Below are 19,206 nucleotides of genomic sequence, written 5' to 3' on the forward strand. Positions count from 1 at the left end.
GTCTGCCAATCAGATGGGGCATTCTGTATCTGATAGTGCTGAAATGATGGGTTTATAGATTGGTTTCCACCAATCAATCCAGTCCAAACAATGTCTTCAAACCACCATCAACTCCAGAGAATCCCATGAAGGCAAGTGATAAAAGTCCGGCGGTCACAAGTACGATAGCCATGCCTTGCATTCCTTTCGGTACACGAGTATAAGCCAGTTGCTCACGAATGCCGGCAAAAACGGTCAGGGCCAGTGCGAAACCTAATGCGGTTGAGAAGGCATAAACCACGCTTTCCAGTAGTGAGAAGTCTTTCTGTATCACGAGAATTGCTACACCAAGAACGGCGCAGTTTGTGGTGATCAGCGGCAGGAAGATGCCCAAAGCCTGATAGAGGGCTGGCGAAACTTTCTTCAAAATGATTTCAACCATCTGCACGAGTGCAGCTATAACGAGGATGAAGGCCAGTGTCTGTAGATACTGAAGTCCGAAAGGATTGAGCACATACACCTGAACGAGATAGGTGACGATAGTTGCCAGCGTAAGAACGAAAGCCACTGCGGCACCCATGCCTAAGGCTGTGTCAACTTTTCGTGAGACTCCGAGGAACGGACAGATGCCGAGAAACTGCGAAAGAACGATGTTGTTGACGAAAATAGCCGAGATAAATATCAGTAAATATTCCATAGTGCTTTATCCTTTCTTGAGTTTGTTTACAATAGCAATTAGATAGCCCAGCGTGATGAATGCGCCTGGAGGCAACACAAAGAGAAGTATGTTGGTGGTTTCGGGCAACATGACGAAACCGAAGAGTGATCCTGCGCCGAGCAATTCCCTGACAGCGCCAAGCAGTGTAAGAGCAAACGTGAAACCAAGTCCTATTCCCAATCCATCGAAGATGCTCGCCAACGGTGTATTCTTGCAGGCAAAGGCTTCGGCACGTCCGAGAATAATACAGTTTACCACAATCAATGGGATGAAAATGCCCAGTGATTTATCTACCGCAGGTGCGTAGGCTTTGATGAGCATTTGCAGAACGGTGACGAATGAGGCTATCACCACAACGAAAACAGGAATGCGCACCTTGTCGGGAGTGACGTTCTTAATGCAGGAGATGGCCAGATTTGAGCAGATAAGCACAAACATGGTGGCAAGTCCCATAGATAATCCGTTGAGAGCGCTCGTCGTTGTGGCAAGCGTGGGACACATACCAAGGAGCAACACAAAGGTAGGGTTCTCCTTTATCAGTCCGTTTGTCAATATTTTCAGATAGTTCATAGTTTTTTCCCTTCTTTATTTCTTTACGTAGGCTGTGTAGGCATGGTTGATGGCATTGAGAAACGCACGCGAGGTGATGGTGCTGGCAGTGATAGCGTCGATGTCTCCACCATCTTTGCTCACCGTCAGCGGCTTCTCACTTGGACTTTTGCCTATCACTGAACCTTTTCCGTCTTTCTGAAACCACTTATCTGCCTTTGCACCAAGTCCTGGTGTTTCGGTCGAAGCCAAGATGGTATAACCCAGAATCTTTCCTTCAGGACTGAAACCGACGAGCACTTTCAGGTCGCCGCCGAAACCTTGTGTCGTGCTTTCTACGGCAGCACCCAATGGTTGTCCGTTGTTGGCAACCTTGTGTACAACAAAGGCAGCTTCTTTTCCATCAATGATCTGTTTGATGGTGTCATTCGATGTCACGGAGAGTTTGCCACCGCCCATGACTGTTGTGATACCATCGGCTAAATTCTTTTCTGCTTGTGCCTCAATTTTGCCCTTTGTCAGTTCGTTGATGTAGGCAAGGATGCCTCCCATCACCAAAGCCACTGCCACAAGCACAACTACCATGTTTGTTAAAGAGGATTCTAATTTTTTCATTTCTTCACTACCTCCCCGAATCGTTTAGGTTTAATGTAAGCATTGATGAGCGGTGTAAATGCGTTCATGATGAGAATGGCAAATGACATGCCCTCTGGATAACTTCCCCAGTTACGAAGTACAACTGTTAGGAAACCAATCGCAATGCCGTAGATGAGTTGTCCCTTTGGCGTCATTGGCGAAGTGACGTAATCTGTGGCCATGAATATGGCTCCAAGCATCAGTCCTCCACTGAATAACACTGTGAGAGGATCGGCATAGATTGGGTTTACAAGGTGCAAAAGACCAGAAAATACGAATACAGTGGCGAAGATTGAGATTGGAATATGCCATGTGATGATCTTTCTCCATAACATGAAAATCAATCCACCAATGAGCGCCAATGCGCAGACTTCACCGATTGTACCCATACCGCCAGAGACATTGTTACCTAAAAGCAGATGGAGTGAGTTCGGAAGCTTGTCAAGCATTGTGGCATCGCCCGTCTTTATGGCGCTTTTCATTACGCTAAGGGGAGTTGCTCCCGTAGCTGCATCGGTGTATTTGCTCAACTGTCCGAGTACTGGCCATGAGGTCATTTGTGCTGGAAAGCTAACTAACAGGAAGCATCGGCCCACCAAAGCAGGATTGAAAGGGTTAGATCCGAGTCCGCCAAAAGTCATCTTTCCAATACCAATGGCTACCAAAGCACCAATCAAAGTAATCCATATTGGTAGATTACTGGGTAAGTTAAATCCCAATAAAAGTCCCGTAACAATGGCTGAACCGTCCATAAGCGTGGGTTCTTCCTTCAACATATATTTGGTGATTGCCCACTCAAAGAACATACAGGCGGAAACACTGGTAAGACAAACTATCACCGAACCAATACCGAAATAAAGGAACGACACGAGCAGAGCTGGTACAAGTGCGATGATCACTCCGTACATATTTTTCTCCACTGTCTCATTGCCATGCGCATGTGGTGATAATGAAACTATTAATTTACTCATCTTTCTCTTTATTTTTTAGCTTGTTGGGCATTTCTACTGCGGATTATCTTCATAACGGTTTGTTTTCCGTTACGGATATTGTCAAGAAGCGGGCGATGAGACGGGCATGTAAATTGGCACGAACCGCACTCAATGCACGATGGTATGTCTTCACGCTCACACCGTTCCCAATCTTTCATGTTGCTTGCGGTGGCAATCAGATATGGCTCAAGTCCCATAGGACAGACGCTTACGCACTTAGCACAGCGGATACATGGCTGAACTTTCTTCCGTCGCGCATCGTTCTCGGTGAGAATGGTTACGCTATTCGTACCTTTGCAGACTGGTACATCGGTGGTGATTAAGGCTTTGCCCATCATTGGGCCACCTGCCAGTACCTTGTTGTCACCTTCTGGCATTCCTCCACAAGCTTCTATGAGGTCTTTCATCGGTGTTCCCATGCGGACGAGGAAGTTTCCTGGATGGGAAAGTTTCTTTCCGGTGATTGTCGTGTAGCGTTCGAACAGTGGTTTGTTCTTCATTACGGCTTGATAGACGGCAAACGCGGTACCAACGTTCTGCACAATCGCACCAACGTGTACGGGAATGGCTGGCGGAGCTGGCACCTGACGCCCAATTACGGCATCAACCAATTGCTTTTCACCCCCTTGCGGATATTTCTGAGCTAATGGAACAACTTCAATTTTTTGGTTTTTGGCAGCTTTTTTCGTCAGAAGTTCAATGGCTTCAGGTTTGTTTTCCTCGATTCCAATGTACCCTTTTTCCACCTTAGCGGCCTTCATCAGCAATTCCAGTCCTACGATAATCTCCTCTGCATGTTCCATCATCAATCGGAAATCGGAGGTGATATAAGGCTCGCACTCTACGGCATTGATGATCACGCACTCAGCTTTCGTGCCTGGAGGCGGAGTGAGTTTGATGAAAGTCGGGAAACTTGCGCCTCCCATGCCAGTGATACCGGCATCCTTGATATGCTGAATGATGTTTTCGGGAGTCAGTTCTGGTCGTTGCTCCAGTGTGACAAGTTCATCAGAACGGTCGATACTCTCCTCCCATTCGTCGCCTTCTACGTTGATAATTATAGCTGGAACACGATATCCCGTTGCATCAATTGCTGTGTCAATCTTGAAAACTTTGCCCGAAACGGCTGAGAAAATGGGTGCCGAAACGAAACCTCCCGCCTCTGCTATGAGTGTACCCACCTTCACTTCATCGCCCTTTTTCACCACGGGTTTAGTGGGAGCGCCAATGTGTTGCTGAAGAGGATAGATGGCTTGCTTGGGCAAAGCTGCTACTTTCGTAACCTCATTGTTGGTCAGTTTGTTTTCTTCTGGGTGCACTCCACCCTTTTTGAATGTATGTAGTCTCATTGCTTTACCTCCTCTTGCTTGTTCTCCGCAACCGGTTGCTGGTCGATGGTATTTTTTTCTTCCACCTTTACGGTCTTCTTTACAGGGAAATTGAGTGCTGTAATGGCATGTGTCGGACATTCATTGACGCACTTACGGCACATTTTGCACTTGTTATAGTCAATGTAAGAAAGATTGTTTTCTATGGTAATGGCATCAAATTTGCATGCCTTGAAACACTTACCGCAAGCGATGCACGACACCTTGCATGCCTTCATGGCAGCAGGGCCTTTGTCTTTGTTGACACATTGCACGTAGATGCGGCGGTTTTTCGGGCCTTTCTTGCGCAATTCAATGATGCTACGTGGGCAAGCCTTGACGCAAGCTCCACAAGCCGTACACTTCTCGTCATCGACTTCGGGCAGACCTGTCTCCGGATTCATGTGAATGGCTTCAAATTGGCATGCGGAAACACAGTCGCCACATCCAAGACATCCAAAACCGCAGGCCGTTTCGCCAGCTCCCGTGGCATGTATGGCAGCACACGTGCGCAAGCCGTTGTATTCGGCAATGCGAGGACGGTTCTCACAGGTTCCGTTACAGCGGACAACAGCCACCATTGGGTCAGTCTTTTCCACCGTCATACCTAAGAGGTCGGCCACGTTTTCCATTACCTTCTGTCCACCAACTGGACAGAAGAGGCCTTCGATTGACCCGGCATCAGCACCTTTCACCAGTGCGTCGGCCATACCACCACAGCCTGGAAATCCGCAGCCACCGCAGTTTGCACCAGGCAAGGCTTCGGTAACGGTTTCCAATCTTGGATCTTCGTACACAGCAAATCTCTTGGATGTGATGTACAATACCACTGCTGAAACGAGCGCTATTGCCCCAAGTACGATTACTGCAATTAAAATAAAGTTCATATATGTCTTTGTATTATTAGAAGCAGATTATTAATCTATGCATCTCCAGCCACCGCCTGCTCAATATGGAATGTGAGTTTTCTGCGTAATTTGCCTCTCATGATGTACAATATGGCGTAATACGGTATCAGTGAGGCAAGGCTTAATAGAGCCGCAAAAGGCTCATTGGCAGTGAGTTTCATGCTAATGAACAGTGTGGCGGTGAGGATTAAGAAAGGTATTCCAAAGCCAAGGAATACAGCTTTCATACCCGTGGCTTGCGATTCTACGAGTATTACTCCGTCGCCGACCTTGAATTGTTGTTGTTTAGGTACGTTGTAAACGTCGATTATCTTCTCTTTGCTTTCTGATGCGCTACAATGTGCAGACGCACTGCAAGTCTCACATGCTGATGTTTGTGCGATTCGAACCTTGACATGGTTGGATTCAATCGACTGAATGACTCCAAAATGTTTTATCTTGCTGTCCATTTGTTTTTGCATTAAACCCCCATTTTGCAATGTAGAGTTTACAATTGCAAATTTAGCACTATATTTTTATATACCAAATATTTATCCGACTTTTTTTTAATTAAGTCACATTATCTAAGCGTTAATTAACTCTCATTCTCCGAAAATGAGCCTATACATTATATATAAATAGAAGTCTCGTTGCCGTAACAAGCAACGAGATTGCCTTGTTGGATGGAATATTCTCCCAAAGTGAAGCTGTTAGATCACGAAAATCAACGTTCCGTTTGTTGTATTCCCTGAATTGAATCCAATACAACTGCGACAAAAAAGTGAAATGTTTCAGATGACGACTGCCGTACCTGAACAAGAGACCATGAGCATGGAGTTTCCACTCCCAATTGTCTCATAATCAATGTCGATTCCCACAATAGCGTTGGCGCCAAGAGCCTGTGCCCGTTCCATCATCTCTCGGATTGACGTGTCTTTTGCCTCTCTCAAAACCTTCTCATACGATTGGCTTCGTCCGCCCACTATATCACGGATTCCTGCCAGGAAGTCTTTGATGAAGTTGGCACCGATAATGGTTTCGCCTGTTACAATGCCCTTATACTCAATGATTTTGTGCCCTTCGATGGTGGGTGTTGTTGAAATAATCATAATTTTGGTAATTTAATTGTTATTGAATCTGTTGATTTTTCTGTTGCTAAACGATTTACTACTAACGAATAAATGATTTATAAATTGTATTCATCTTAGCGATATTCAAACTTTTTGTTATTCATTTTCTTGGGTAAATCAATCTAATGATTCATAATATATAAAAATATTTTTATCAGTGAATTATCTTACATGTTTTATAAAATAACTTATTTTATATTATAATATAAATTAAATTATATGAGTATTGAATGTTTTCCTCATCATTTCATAGTTTTCAAGCCAAATCGTTCATTATAGTGAAAAAGATTTTATTTGATTGTTGAGCAGATTGTTTGCCGTTGGCTCGAAGGCGTAGCGGGCTACGTCGAGAACGAACGACAGACAAGCTGCCAACAAGCAAATGAAAGATTATAGGAAGCATTAAAATCAATAATCAATAGAGTAAATGCGGTCTAATGAACCGTTTTGGTTCAATGCCATTTGTTCGTTGATTTCATTGTTATGGATTAGCCATTGCATTTCTGTTGCTAACCTTTGCACGCTGATTTGTAAAATATTATTCCCTAAATTTAACATTCTGGCACTCCTTGTTCTATGTTTTCCAACTTCAACATTCAACGTTTTTACGTCTGTTTTTTACGTTTTTTTTATTGAAAGTTGAGGATAATTTTTTAATAGCTGACCTTTCGCACGATGATTGTTGACCTTTCGTCTTGCCATAGGTCACCTTTTGCAATTAGAAAGCTTAAGCTATGATGAGTAATAATGGGGTTTTATTTTATTTTTTTCGAATATTATTTTTATAAAACTTTGGAAAACAATAGGTTATGGATAAACTAAAAATTTGCGTATTTCGAATCAAATTAAGGGTTGGTTCAGAATAGGTCAGTTATTTGGAGGTGTTTGTAAAGATTTTTCTAATTAATTTTCCGTGCAGTTGGTTTTCTACCAGTGATGAAAGGAATATAACGATAAATCAACCATGTGACAATCGAGGCGAAAAAGCATACCAAAAGAAAGGCGATGACTACTCTGTGATATTGGCCTTGATAGGGTAAATTTGCTTTCTGAAGGGCTTTTGCCACTAAAAGTGGTATTCCCCCACTCATAAAGTAATAAACGATGCTGTGCGCTCAAATCCACTCTATTGGACGATTGGTGGGAAGTTGTTTGGCAAGACTCACCAAAAACAAAGTAGCGATGATGGAATCGATGATGAAAGTCGCCCAGTTGTTGACCGCAATGGGTTCGATGAGTAGATTTATGCCATGCTTATATTCATATACTTTTATTATTACTAATAGAATGAATAAGAATGAAATAGATGATGGTGTGTTGAAACGGTTGAAAACTTTTTCGTACTGATGGTACAAGTAACCTGAATAGAGGATTGGGAGTGCAAAGCAAGCATTTTCAAGTTGCCAATAAGTGTCGGTATAACTGGGTAAAAGTGTGCAGATGATAAGACTCGTTATTGCGACAGTGGATAAAATCCATGTTTTAGATTTGGTTATCCACAGTAGAATGGCAAACACAATTTCTGAAACGGCAAGAGCAGCAACAAACCACGATGCTTCGCCTGTAACAATGGTCATCAACGTGTCACTGATATTGTGGCCATGAACCAATGCTTTTGGAACTGCAATGACCGTAGTGAAGATAAAATAGGGCATAATGATGCTCTGTCCTACCGACTTGAGTTTCCGTTGCAGCGAAAAAGCTTCATTCTTGAAGAAAAGATAGCCCGAAAGGAAAAAGAAAACTACAAGTGCATTGACAACATAGAAATTGTAGTCAATGATGTTTCCTCCCGTATAATATAGTTCTGTGTGGTCGAGCAGTATTGCCAGCATACAGATTCCACGAAGAAGGTCAATCCATGTTTTCCTTTCAAGCATAGTGTTGCAAAGATATAAATAAATTAGATGATTCCTATTCTCTATTTACGATAATTTGTTATCTTTGTAGAAACATTTCATAATCATGAACATATCTACGGGAAAGCTAGCCGTTGTACTGCCTTGCTTCAATGAGGAAGCAGTTTTGCCTGAGACAATATCACGACTTGAGAAACTCATGGATGAGCGTCTGCAAGACATTCTAATCGACGATTATATACTGTTGTTTGTCGATGATGGGTCATCAGACAGCACTTGGAAGATAATTGAGGAAGCACATTCAAAGGACTCGCATGTGAAAGGGTTGAAACTTGCTTGCAATGTGGGCCATCAAAACGCATTGATGGCTGGATTGGAGCATGCAAAGAGTATGGCCGATATGATTGTTTCGATAGATTGCGACTTGCAAGACGACATCGAGGTGATTCCAGAGATGGTGAAGAAGTATAGCGAAGGTTTCGACATTGTCTTTGGTGTGAGGAGTTCTCGCAAGGTGGATAGTTGGTTTAAACGCACCAGTGCATTGGCCTTCTACAAGCTAATGGGTGCGTTGGGTGTAAGAACGATTTACAATCACGCTGATTTCAGACTTTTGAGTCGTCGGGCTGTTGAACACCTGTGTACGTTCCGTGAGCGAAACCTTTTTCTTCGTGGCATGGTTCCCCTTATAGGCTATGCTTCGACAAGTGTTTATTACAATCGTCAGAGGCGTGTTGCTGGCACAACGAAGTATCCTTTCAGAAAGATGATGAACTTTGCCATTGATGGCATCACATCGTTTAGTGTCAAACCTGTTCGCCTTGTCATGACAATGGGCATACTATTCATCACCGTTGCTTTTATCATTCTTCTTTATGCAATCATTGCTTATTGGACTGGCAATGTTGTTCCGGGTTGGACTTCATTGATACTTTCTGTATGGTTTGTTGGAGGTTGCATATTGATGGGACTGGGAATTATTGGCGAATACGTTGGGAAAATTTACATCGAAGTGAAAGACCGGCCACGTTTCAACATCGAAAAAGTGATAGATTAATATGGCTTCAATAAAACGAAATATACTTATTTTTGGCTTTCTAAGTCTTCTTGCTTTCTTGTCACAGATGGTTTTCGCCTTTACCACATCGTTTCTCTACGATATGGTAATGAATTTCGATCAGGGAATCTTTGAGATTATTGGGCGCGACTGGGCAGAAGGACATCTACCTTATATAGAAACTTGGGACAGCAAAGGTCCTATTATATTCTTTTTTAATATGTTGGGCTACTTAATGGGTGGTAGAACGGCCATTTTTTGGATTGAAGTGGTCAACCTTTCGCTCTGCCTGATAGTTATTTATCTATTCGCTGTCAAGCATTTATCGTCTGTTTTCTCGCTTGTCGCCACCGTATTCGTTCTCTTTGCTTATATTACGGTGTGCAGTGGTGGCAATCAGGTGAGCGATTACAGCTTGTTGCCAGCCATTGGGTCGATGGTTGTTTTTTATCAATGGACCCATCGGTTGCAGACGAGGCGACAGATATTCCATCCTTGGCAATATGCGCTTATCTATGGGATATTCTTTGCTGCCAGTCTGCTTTCCCGACTTACCAATGCTGCAGCACTCTGCTTGATGATTCTGATTGTTTTTGTTTATCTTGTTCGGCATCATCTTTGGCATAATCTGCTTGAAAACACCATTGGTTTTGTGGTAGGCTTTGCTCTTTTGTTCGTTCCTTTTGCCTTATATTTTGGTCTGCATGGAGCTTTTGCCGAAATGTGGTATGCTATGTTGGAGTATAATGTGGAATATGCTTTGGTGTCTAATCCCGAAAAGGTGGTTCAGAGCAGTTCAAACCTTGTTTATTCCCTACTCTATTTTTCGCCAGTCATTGTACTTCTGTTCGTCAATATTTTGAATTTGTTGTTCAATCCCCGACGAAGGAAGTTGAATATGCTTTGGGCACTCGTGGCAATTGCAGTGCTATTGTGGCTCTACAAGTCGTATGCAAATGCTAATTATGGTATTATTTTTTCGCCTTTTGTTGTGGTTGCAGCTTTGGAAATGCGACAAATAACAGAAGTAAAGCCTAAGTTCAGACTTGTCGGGGTTGTTCTCTTTGGATTCATTTTGCTTGGTTTTGTCAACCATGTGAGAGTCTTTCGCTCTTATACTCATGAGGTTCCTACCTACAGACAGATAATGAAGGGACTTGAAAATAAGGTCGGTGCTTCTTTTGTGGCTTATAATTGCGAACCGGACATCTATCTTTCGCTGGGTATTAAGCCGTATTATCGTTTCTTCGTTTGTCAAGATTGGGCAATAAAGAATGGTGCTTCGCTATTGCAGAAAGTAAGAGAAACTTATACAAAAGGCAACGCAGAATGGATTCTTGTGCAAGATTTTGAAACAAGTAAGGTAAGGGATATTCTCGAAAAACGTTATCTTCCGTATCGCAGAGACAAAGCAAATAACTTGCTGCTTCTTAGATTAAATCCAAAGCGGTTGTCAAATCACAATTGAACTATGCAGTATTGAGATGATTAGCTTCGGTCATTTTTCATCTGCTTGTTAGCATCTTGTCTGTTGTTCGTTCTCGCCGTAGCTCGCTATGCCTTTGAGCCAACGTCAAACAATCTGCTCAACAACCAAATAAAATCTGTTCAGGCTTTATCGCTCGGTTTGGGTTAAGACAAACGAAACAAAACCAAACGGCTGCCGTCTCAACAAGAAACAACAGCCGTTTGCTGAATGATGGTGATTCTATTGGTCAGTTGACGATGGCTATTTTGCATACTGTTCCGTTGTCGCCGTTTTGATCGGCCGTCTGCACCATGTAAACTCCCGATGCCACACGCTTTCCATTCCTATCGTTTCCGTTCCATACGAACGTGCCTCCGTTGCTTGTTCCTTCTGCCACGAGTACGCCGTTGGTGGTCACTATCTTAACGTCGGTATTATAAGTGAGTCCTACGATTGTGATAGGGCCTGTGTAACCAGGACGGACGGGGTTGGGATAAGCGTAGGTGACCTCCGTGTCCATCTTCTCAACGGTCTGCGTCGCATCGCTCATGTAGGAGCAAAGGCCTTTGTCTGTTCCGAAAAACACCTCTCCTGTCTTATCGTTGATGGCTATACTCTCAATGTTGTCGGACAGGAGCTTGCTGTTCGAGCTGAGAAAGTGGTGTACCTGCGTCATGTTGTCGGCGCTAATGAGATAGACTCCGTTGTTCGCCGTTCCGAACCACTTACGTCCGCCACTGTCAATCGCCATGCAAGTGATATTGACTCCTGAAAGAAGGTAGTCTGCAAGGTTGGTTCCGTCGTTGCGAGGCACTTTTACCTGTTCGAAAACCGTCTCGTCAGGATTGTTCATTTGCGACCGCTTGAGCACTAATGGGCCGACATTCGTGCCCACCCATATATCTTTGTTCAAGTCCTCGGTTAGGCAAGTCACCACTGTTACTGCCACAGTGCTGCCATCTTGGTTGATGAATTTTGTGTAGGAGTTGAGCTCTCCCGTAGCTGTTTCATAGCAGAACAGTCCAGGAAACAGAAAGTGTTTGTTGCAAAACCATAGCAGTCCCTTGCTGTCGAACATGGCATGGCTCATTACCGACAGACCCACGCCATCCTGTGTCAAGGTGTTTTGGTGATGGGTCGTCATTGTTCCATCTGGTTTAAGTTCGAGAATCGACTGCGATTTGGTCTGACTATTGAGTATCCACAGACTGCCTTTGTTGTCGAAGGCCAAGCCATGAACCAGCACATAGTTGTTGTCGAGTTCTTTTCCGTCATCAACAGCGGGTTGGAGCGGGCTGTTGTCTTTATTATAGTAGGCCTTCATACGTCCGTTGAGAAACTCATAAAGTCCTGTTTTACCACTAGCGAACACGTGGTCAGGGTTCTTTGGGTCGATGGCCAGGCAGTTCATGTCGGTATATCTGTAGCCAGTGATGTTTGAAAGGTCGTCTTGGAAAATCGTCCATTCATCGTTGTTGAGCACTTGGATGGTTCCGGGCTGTTCCATTGCCACCCTACCCGATTCGAAGGCGCCCCCTGACGAATAGAGTCGGTTGTTCTTGAACTGCATGAAGAAGAAGCGATTGTATTTCGGACCTCCGGGATTGAGTGTCCTTGCCTTTGCCATCAGGTCTGGATCAGCAGCTTTGGTCTGCTGGACGTAATCCCCCACCCTCGTCCAGTTCTTCTTGTCGAGCAGATTGCTGGCCTGTGAGCCTTTGTAAAGTCCGCTTTGGCTGCTGGCTGCATAGATGTTGTCTCCCTCAATATAGGTGTAGTTGACATTGAAGCCAAGGTTATATGTGTCGCTTACTTCGGCATTGGCTACATTGAGTTTGAGAATCCCGAAACCGGTGGAGATGTAACAGAAATTACCGTTCATATAGAGGTCGTTGATGGCTTTGTTCTCGGTCATCGACTTGTTGTAATAATCTGCTATATTCGTAATATTCCCCTTCTCGTCCATCAAGTCGATGTTGTAGTTGGAATAGGCTATCACGAGCCGTTTCGCCACTTTGTTCCAACCGATGAAGCCGATATTATTGTCGCTCAGTCCGTTTATCTTGTCGAATGTCTGAATGCTGTTGTCGTTCTCGTTGTAGGAATAGAGATCGTTGGATGCGAGGATATAGATTCGGTTGCCCCCTTTCTCGGCCCATGTTATATCGTGATAGGCCAAATAAGCCTTCCAAGTGCCTACCCCACCTGCCTGAACTTGTTGTTGAAGAAAAGCCAACACGCAGGCGAATGCCAAAAGATAGAGTCTTTTTATCATGATTTACTTGATTGGTAGTGTACAATAGTACATGAGTTTATAGATATTAAACAGAAAAACGCTTGGATTATTGCTTTGGAGCTGCCGTTTGATGGGCTTGTTGGTGAGTTTGTAAAGGAAGGAAACTGCCCCCGCACAATGGAGTCTGTTAATTTTCTCAGCCATAGCAAGTAGTTTTGAATAGCCGTTCAGCTCGCTTTTGAAATGATAAAGTGTGCGCAAGGACTCTTCAGTTTTGGCGATAAAGACGTCGTTTGGCTCAAAAGAATCAAACAATACCGCATTGTCGATGTGGCGAACCTTCAGTTTCTTCCGTTGGAAATCTTTGCCTAATAGCACATCCTCATAGCCATATCTCTTGAAATTCGTGTTATAGGGATGTTCTCCTGTCAGCGTTTTGTGAACCATGAAGTTGGTACTCAAATGCTGATAGGGTCGTTTGGCGCGGTTGATGGCATTGATTTGCTCCTCGCTTGCTCGTTCGTAGCGGTAGCGGAGGTTGCTTTTCCATACATTTTCATCTCCTCCGATTTTCAATCCGCCCACAATGACATCGCCGTCGGTCGCCAGATAGTTGCGGATGAATTGCGGATTGTCCAGCGAAAGGTCTCCATCGATGAACAGGAGCCATTCTTTCGATGCTTCGTTGACCAGGAAGTTGCGGATGGCAGAACGTCCAACGTTAACGTTTCTGACGATATAGCGGACGCCCTCCAAAGCTTCTATCGCACGGTTGGTGACAATGCAGCTTTTGTCGGTCGAGGCATCATCGGCTACAAGAATCTCGAAGTCAATCCCAGCAGCCACACATTGCGCCTGCAACGCTCTGACAAGTGCCACGCAAGTGCAGTTGTAAGTGGGTAAAAGTATGGATATTGACTTCTGCATATTGTCGTATGATTTTATGAGCGATGAGCGGTTTGTGTAAAATAAATTTACTATCGTGTTCCAAAAGTTGAGCCTTTGTCTCGCAAAAGCTCATCTTTTGGATGGTGAAAGGTCACCTCTGGGAGCATCAAAGGTCAGCTTTTGGAGGGTGAAAATTAACCCATTGATTACCAAATGATTACAAATCAATAAGCGATATTTGTTTTGTAAAATTTTTTCGCTGGCCTATGACTTGCCTTCCACGTAGCTCAACTCCTTATTTCATGCAGTTTTTCGAGGCTTTTAAATACTCGGCCAGCTTCCTTACCGCCCTTGCCCTGTGTGAGATTTGGTTCTTGACATCCTCTCCCAGCTCGGCAAAGCTCTTGTCGTAGCCTTCTGGGATGAAGATGGGATCGTAGCCAAAGCCCTCGCTACCCGATTTTTCCTTTGCAATTCGACCTTCTACCCTACCCTCGAACTGGTGCTCCTCACCTCCGATGAGCAACGAAACGACGGTCCGAAAATGAGCTTTCCGATTGGGATTGTCGCCCAATTTCCGCAAGAGTTTTGCCATGTTTGCCTCACTATCGTGGTCGGTGTGATCATCGTAGCGGGCCGAGTGAACCCCCGGCTCTCCTCCGAGCACATCTACTTCCAACCCCGTGTCGTCGGCAAAGCAATCCAATCCGTAGTGCTCATAGATGTATCTCGACTTGATGCTGGCATTTTCCTCCAACGTGTCGGCTGTTTCAGGGATGTCAACGTCACAACCGATGTCCCTCAATGAAACTATTTCGAAGTCGCTGCCTAATATTTCTTTTATCTCCTTGAGCTTATGATTGTTGTTGGTTGCAAAAACGATCTTCATATAGCTTTGATTTCGTTATACATTCACCTCGCTATCGTCGGCATAAACCTGCGTTAACGCCTTGTCGGCATCTTTCGTTTTCACCTTGATTTTATCGAATCCCTCACCGTAAACACCAATGACCGAAGTTTGGGAGACGAACGCCAGTGGGTCGATTATCTTGACAATGCGGAATATTGACTGACTCTCGTTGCGTTTAGCCATCAAGCAAATCACTTTCACTTCTTTTCCTGTGTACCATCCGTGGCCGTCTAAAATCGTGATACCCCTGTCTCTTTCCTTCATGATGGCATCGGATATTTCCTCGTATTTCTTTGAGAAGATAAGGAATTGAACCGACTGGCGTCGCAGATTCATGACATGGTCGAGCATGAAACACTCAATGAACATGGTGCACAGACCAAAGACCACCTTGTGGAAACGCTCCACATAGCCACCAAACTGTGGAAACAGCATACAAGTGCCTATGATACAGATATCCACAGCCATAAGTACCTGACCTAAAGAGATGTCACGGTACTTGTTGACGCAGGCTGCAATGATGTCCGTACCGCCCATGCTGCCGTTGTTGAGGAACACTGTTGCCATGCCAACACCTGTTATACAGCAACCAACGATGAGCGACATGAATGCCTGATCTTTGCCCAGTACCTTTATAAAGTCGCCGTTCGCATCGACTGGCATCAGCTCCTGAGCAAACTTCAACATGAAATACAAGGCAAAAATGGCATAGATGGTCTTCATCATGAACTTTAATCCGAGAATCTTCAGTGCGGCAGACAGCAATATAATGTTGACTATCATGTATGTGTTCTCAATCTTAAAGCTCGTGGCATAGAAGATAATGGCTGAGAAACCAGTGAGACCGCCTGTCACAATCTCATAAGGCATGAGAAAAACAGTGAAGGCCGAAGCGTACAAAAGTAAACCAAGAGTTATGAAAACATAATCCTTGATTTCATTTCTGATGAGTTGTTGATTAATTGTCATATTTCTATTATGATGTTTTAAGGCCAGTTTCCTCATGCTTAGTTGAGGAAACTGGGAGTTTTTGTCCTATTGTGATTACTTGCAGACTATATTAACGATCTTCTTTGGTACGACAATGACTTTGATAATAGTCTTGCCATCGATGTATTTCTGGCTCCGTTCGTCGGCGACGGCTATCCTCTCAATCTCCTCTTTGCCAGCATCGGCTGGGAAAGTCATCTGGAAACGCGCCTTGCCGTTGAAGGAAATGGTGAGCTGAACCTCACTTTCGATCAGGTAAGCTTCGTTCCATTGTGGCCACTTAGCGTCGCAAATGCTCTCTTTTTGGCCCAGTGTCTCCCAGAGTTCCTCGGCAATATGCGGTGCGAAGGGTGCGATGAGGATGAGCATATCCTTGAGCAAGGAACGGTTGTTGCACTTCTGCTGTCCGAGTTCGTTCACGCAAATCATGAATGCTGATATGGCAGTGTTGTACGAGAACTGTTCAATGTCGCCCGAAACCTTCTTGATGAGCTTATGAACGCTCTTCAACGACTCCTTAGAAGGTTCGTCTTCGGTGAGTTCTTGCTGATAGATCTTCCAGAATTTCTTCAGGAAGCGATGACAACCGTCGATTCCATTGGTGTCCCAAGGTTTGCTTGCTTCGACAGGACCTAAGAACATTTCGTACAAACGGAGAGTATCGGCGCCGTATTGCTCAATGATGACATCGGGATTGACGACGTTGAACATGGATTTCGACATCTTTTCCACTGCCCAACCGCAAACATACTTGTCGTTTTCGAGGATGAACTCGGCATTGTTGTACTCTGGTCGCCATGCCTTGAATGCCTCGACGTCAAGCATATCCCCATGAACGATGTTTACATCCACGTGGATTGGTGTGGTCTCATATTGGTCTTTGAGTCCGAGACTCACAAATACGGGAGCCTTAGAGTGGTCGTCTGAGTTGATGCGATATACGAAATTGGAGCGCCCTTGTATCATGCCTTGGTTGACAAGTTTCTCGTATGGCTCTTCCTTACAGCTGTAACCGTAGTCGTGTAGGAACTTGTTCCAGAAGCGACTGTAGATCAAATGCCCGGTGGCATGTTCCGTTCCACCCACATAGAGGTCAACATTCTGCCAGTATTCGTCGGCTTCCTTGCCCACGAGTGCTTCGTCATTGTGCGGATCCATGTAGCGAAGGTAATACGCTGAGCTACCTGCGAACCCCGGCATGGTGTTCAATTCAACGGGGAAAATGGTCTTGTTGTCGATCAGCGATTTATCAACAAGCTTTTTGTTTGCCTCGTCCCAAGCCCATATCTTTGCCCGACCCAATGGTGGTTCACCGCTTTCGGTCGGCTCAAACTTGTCTATTTCAGGCAATTCCAATGGCAGACAATCCGTCGGAATCATATAAGGCATACCGTCTTTATAATAGACTGGGAATGGCTCGCCCCAGTAACGCTGACGCGAGAAGATGGCATCGCGCAAGCGGTAGTTCACCTTTACGTGTCCGATACCTTTGTCCGTAACATATTTTTTGGTAGCGGCGATGGCTTCTTTGACACTCAATCCATTGAGCGAGAAGCATCCTTCGGTTTCCTTTACAGGACTGTTTATCACCGTTCCCTCCTTTGCATCGAAGCTCTCTTCCGACACATCGGCACCTTCTATCAATGGAATGATGGGAAGATTGAAATGCTTTGCAAAGGCATAATCGCGGCTGTCGTGAGCTGGAACCGCCATGATGGCTCCCGTTCCATAACCAGATAGCACATATTCTGAAATCCAAATTGGCAATTTCTCGCCTGTAAGAGGATTGATGCCGTAAGAACCGGTGAATACTCCTGTAACCTTTCGGTCGCTCATACGGTCGAGTTCGGTGCGCTTCTTCACATAAGTGAGATATTCTTCCACTTCTTTCCGTTGTTCGGCAGTTGTGAGTTTCTCCACCAATTCGCTTTCCGGTGCCAGTACCATGAACGTTACTCCAAACATCGTGTCAGCTCTTGTGGTAAAGATTGTGAAAGCATTTTCCACTTCTTTCCCATCGACTGGAGTTACGCTCTTGAACTCAATCTCCGTTCCTTCCGAACGTCCGATCCAATTGCGCTGTGTCTCTTTTATGGAGTCCGACCACTGAACTTTGTCGAGTCCGTCAAGCATGCGCTGTGCATAGGCCGATACTCGCAAGCACCACTGCTTCATTTTCTTCTGAATCACAGGGAAACCGCCACGCTCACTGACACCATCGACCACTTCGTCGTTGGCCAATACCGTGCCGAGTCCTGGACACCAGTTCACCATCGTTTCGCCGAGATAAGCTATTCTGTAGTTCATCAATATCTCCTGCTGTTCCTTTTCGTCCATGCTCATCCAGTCGCGGGCCGAAAACATCTTCTCTTCGCCCTGTGCCACGTCTAGGTTCAGCGTTCCCTCTTCTTCGAAATGTCTGATTAGCTGTTTGATGGGAACAGCCTTCTGCTGACGGTTGTCGTAGCAAGAGTTGAACATTTGTTGGAATGCCCATTGCGTCCAATGGTAGTATTTAGGATCGCAGGTGCGCACTTCCCTATCCCAGTCGAAGCTGAAACCAATCTTGTCTAACTGCTCACGATAGCGGGTGATGTTTTTTTCGGTAGTGATGGCAGGATGCTGACCTGTCTGAATGGCATACTGTTCGGCTGGAAGTCCGTATGCATCGTAACCCATCGGATTCAGGACGTTAAATCCTTTGAGCCGTTTATAGCGTGCATAGATATCGCTGGCGATGTATCCGAGCGGATGTCCTACGTGCAAACCTGCCCCTGATGGATAAGGGAACATGTTGAGCACATAGAACTTCTCTCTGTTCTTGTCCTCCTGTACCTTATAGGTTTGCTTCTCGACCCATTTCCTTTGCCATTTCTTCTCAATTTCAGTGAAGTTGTATTCCATTCTTTATACTATTGAATTTTAATCTGTATTGTACTGCAATACTGTACTGATATTTGAATTATCGGATGAGTACAATAATCAGCTGCAAAATTACTAAATGTTTCTGTAAATTAGCTCAATAGCCATGAAAAAGTGTACACTTCCGACAGCTTGTTTGTCTCAAGACATGTTCGAATAGTCACCAATCTGAAAGCTAAAAAGCCATGTGTTTGAAGGTTTCTTGTGTTCAGAATTTCAACAACTAAGTAGGCTCGCTTGTGAAAAATATTTACAAACGGGATGAAAATACGGGAGTATTCTGAAATAGAAGGTCGGTGGATTGGAAATGAGAGAAATGTGACAGTTTGTTAGCAACCTACTGATGGATAGATGATTAACCGATTTCCGTTCCGTTTTGAATGCCCGATTGTGCAAAAGTGTCCGACATTCTGCCAGCCGTAGATGTAGCTTTCGCCAGATGATGGATGAGCTTTTGTCGGACCATCGCTGAGCTTCCACGTTGTCATAGGTAAGCAACGACTGAGTTGTGGCAGTGAAACGGTGTAAAAATTGGTTGTTATGACAGTCTTTTCACTTGTCTTTAGCTCTCCGATTGCTGAAACGGCACTTGGCGAAGTGTTAAAATCGGGTAGCTTT

At 44.6% G+C, this 19,206-nt stretch carries 17 protein-coding genes; 2 read left to right on the forward strand and 15 right to left on the reverse strand.

What is annotated here, in order from left to right:
• Nucleotides 1-73: 73 nt before the first annotated feature.
• The 9 genes from rsxA to H515_RS12785 all read right to left on the reverse strand — a co-directional run bounded on the left by rsxA (nt 74) and on the right by H515_RS12785 (nt 8,138).
• The gene (gene rsxA / locus H515_RS0101450; RefSeq protein WP_025874703.1) at nt 74-676 is read right to left on the reverse strand and encodes an electron transport complex subunit RsxA; all 603 of its coding nucleotides are present in this window, start codon (nt 674-676) and stop codon (nt 74-76) included.
• A 6-nt stretch (nt 677-682) separates the two neighbouring features.
• Nucleotides 683-1,267: an electron transport complex subunit RsxE gene (gene rsxE / locus H515_RS0101455; RefSeq protein WP_028901477.1), complete on the reverse strand. Its 585-nt coding sequence runs from the start codon at nt 1,265-1,267 to the stop codon at nt 683-685.
• A gap of 15 nt (nt 1,268-1,282) precedes the next feature.
• Entirely contained in the window at nt 1,283-1,861 is a 579-nt protein-coding gene (locus H515_RS0101460) for an RnfABCDGE type electron transport complex subunit G (RefSeq protein ID WP_028901478.1), read from the reverse strand.
• On the reverse strand, nt 1,858-2,853 hold the full coding sequence (locus tag H515_RS0101465) for an RnfABCDGE type electron transport complex subunit D (protein ID WP_025874702.1): 996 nt from the start codon (nt 2,851-2,853) through the stop codon (nt 1,858-1,860). Before H515_RS0101465 ends, H515_RS0101460 begins: the two co-directional genes overlap by 4 nt.
• Before the next feature lie 8 nt (nt 2,854-2,861).
• Nucleotides 2,862-4,223: an electron transport complex subunit RsxC gene (rsxC, locus tag H515_RS0101470; protein WP_028901479.1), complete on the reverse strand. Its 1,362-nt coding sequence runs from the start codon at nt 4,221-4,223 to the stop codon at nt 2,862-2,864.
• Nucleotides 4,220-5,128 (reverse strand): Fe-S cluster domain-containing protein, encoded by a 909-nt coding sequence (locus tag H515_RS0101475; RefSeq protein WP_028901480.1) that lies wholly within the window; start codon nt 5,126-5,128, stop codon nt 4,220-4,222. The genes rsxC and H515_RS0101475 overlap by 4 nt, the downstream gene beginning before the upstream one ends.
• Before the next feature lie 35 nt (nt 5,129-5,163).
• A complete protein-coding gene (locus H515_RS0101480; RefSeq protein WP_025874701.1) occupies nt 5,164-5,598 on the reverse strand; it encodes a SoxR reducing system RseC family protein in 435 nt (144 codons plus the stop codon).
• 321 nt (nt 5,599-5,919) lie between these two features.
• Nucleotides 5,920-6,237: a heavy metal-binding domain-containing protein gene (locus tag H515_RS0101485; protein WP_025874700.1), complete on the reverse strand. Its 318-nt coding sequence runs from the start codon at nt 6,235-6,237 to the stop codon at nt 5,920-5,922.
• Between the two features lie 1,136 nt (nt 6,238-7,373).
• Complete coding sequence (locus H515_RS12785) at nt 7,374-8,138, reverse strand: acyltransferase family protein (RefSeq protein ID WP_306302510.1); 765 nt, start codon at nt 8,136-8,138, stop codon at nt 7,374-7,376.
• A gap of 85 nt (nt 8,139-8,223) precedes the next feature.
• On the opposite strand from H515_RS12785, the gene H515_RS0101495 reads away from it, so the two are divergent.
• On the forward strand, nt 8,224-9,174 hold the full coding sequence (locus H515_RS0101495; RefSeq protein WP_025875964.1) for a glycosyltransferase family 2 protein: 951 nt from the start codon (nt 8,224-8,226) through the stop codon (nt 9,172-9,174).
• Nucleotides 9,175-9,283: 109 nt separating this feature from the next.
• On the forward strand, nt 9,284-10,642 hold the full coding sequence (locus tag H515_RS0101500) for a hypothetical protein (protein WP_154653610.1): 1,359 nt from the start codon (nt 9,284-9,286) through the stop codon (nt 10,640-10,642).
• Between the two features lie 247 nt (nt 10,643-10,889).
• Here the strand turns inward: H515_RS0101500 and porZ are convergent, their stop codons facing one another.
• The 6 genes from porZ to H515_RS14360 all read right to left on the reverse strand — a co-directional run bounded on the left by porZ (nt 10,890) and on the right by H515_RS14360 (nt 19,076).
• Entirely contained in the window at nt 10,890-12,917 is a 2,028-nt protein-coding gene (gene porZ / locus H515_RS0101505) for a type IX secretion system anionic LPS delivery protein PorZ (protein ID WP_036890690.1), read from the reverse strand.
• 3 nt (nt 12,918-12,920) lie between these two features.
• Nucleotides 12,921-13,805 carry a glycosyltransferase family 2 protein gene (locus H515_RS0101510; protein ID WP_028901481.1) on the reverse strand — a complete coding sequence of 295 codons (885 nt, stop codon included), beginning with the start codon at nt 13,803-13,805 and terminating at the stop codon, nt 12,921-12,923.
• 256 nt (nt 13,806-14,061) lie between these two features.
• Nucleotides 14,062-14,655: a non-canonical purine NTP diphosphatase gene (locus H515_RS0101515; RefSeq protein ID WP_025875958.1), complete on the reverse strand. Its 594-nt coding sequence runs from the start codon at nt 14,653-14,655 to the stop codon at nt 14,062-14,064.
• A gap of 15 nt (nt 14,656-14,670) precedes the next feature.
• Nucleotides 14,671-15,645: a YitT family protein gene (locus H515_RS0101520; protein ID WP_025875956.1), complete on the reverse strand. Its 975-nt coding sequence runs from the start codon at nt 15,643-15,645 to the stop codon at nt 14,671-14,673.
• A 75-nt stretch (nt 15,646-15,720) separates the two neighbouring features.
• Nucleotides 15,721-18,570 (reverse strand): leucine--tRNA ligase, encoded by a 2,850-nt coding sequence (leuS, locus tag H515_RS0101525; protein WP_028901482.1) that lies wholly within the window; start codon nt 18,568-18,570, stop codon nt 15,721-15,723.
• Between the two features lie 347 nt (nt 18,571-18,917).
• Nucleotides 18,918-19,076 carry a hypothetical protein gene (locus H515_RS14360; protein WP_154653611.1) on the reverse strand — a complete coding sequence of 53 codons (159 nt, stop codon included), beginning with the start codon at nt 19,074-19,076 and terminating at the stop codon, nt 18,918-18,920.
• Between the last annotated feature and the right edge of the window lie 130 nt (nt 19,077-19,206).

It is taken from the genome of Prevotella corporis DSM 18810 = JCM 8529 (genome assembly GCF_000430525.1).
Taxonomy (GTDB): Bacteria; Bacteroidota; Bacteroidia; order Bacteroidales; family Bacteroidaceae; genus Prevotella; species Prevotella corporis.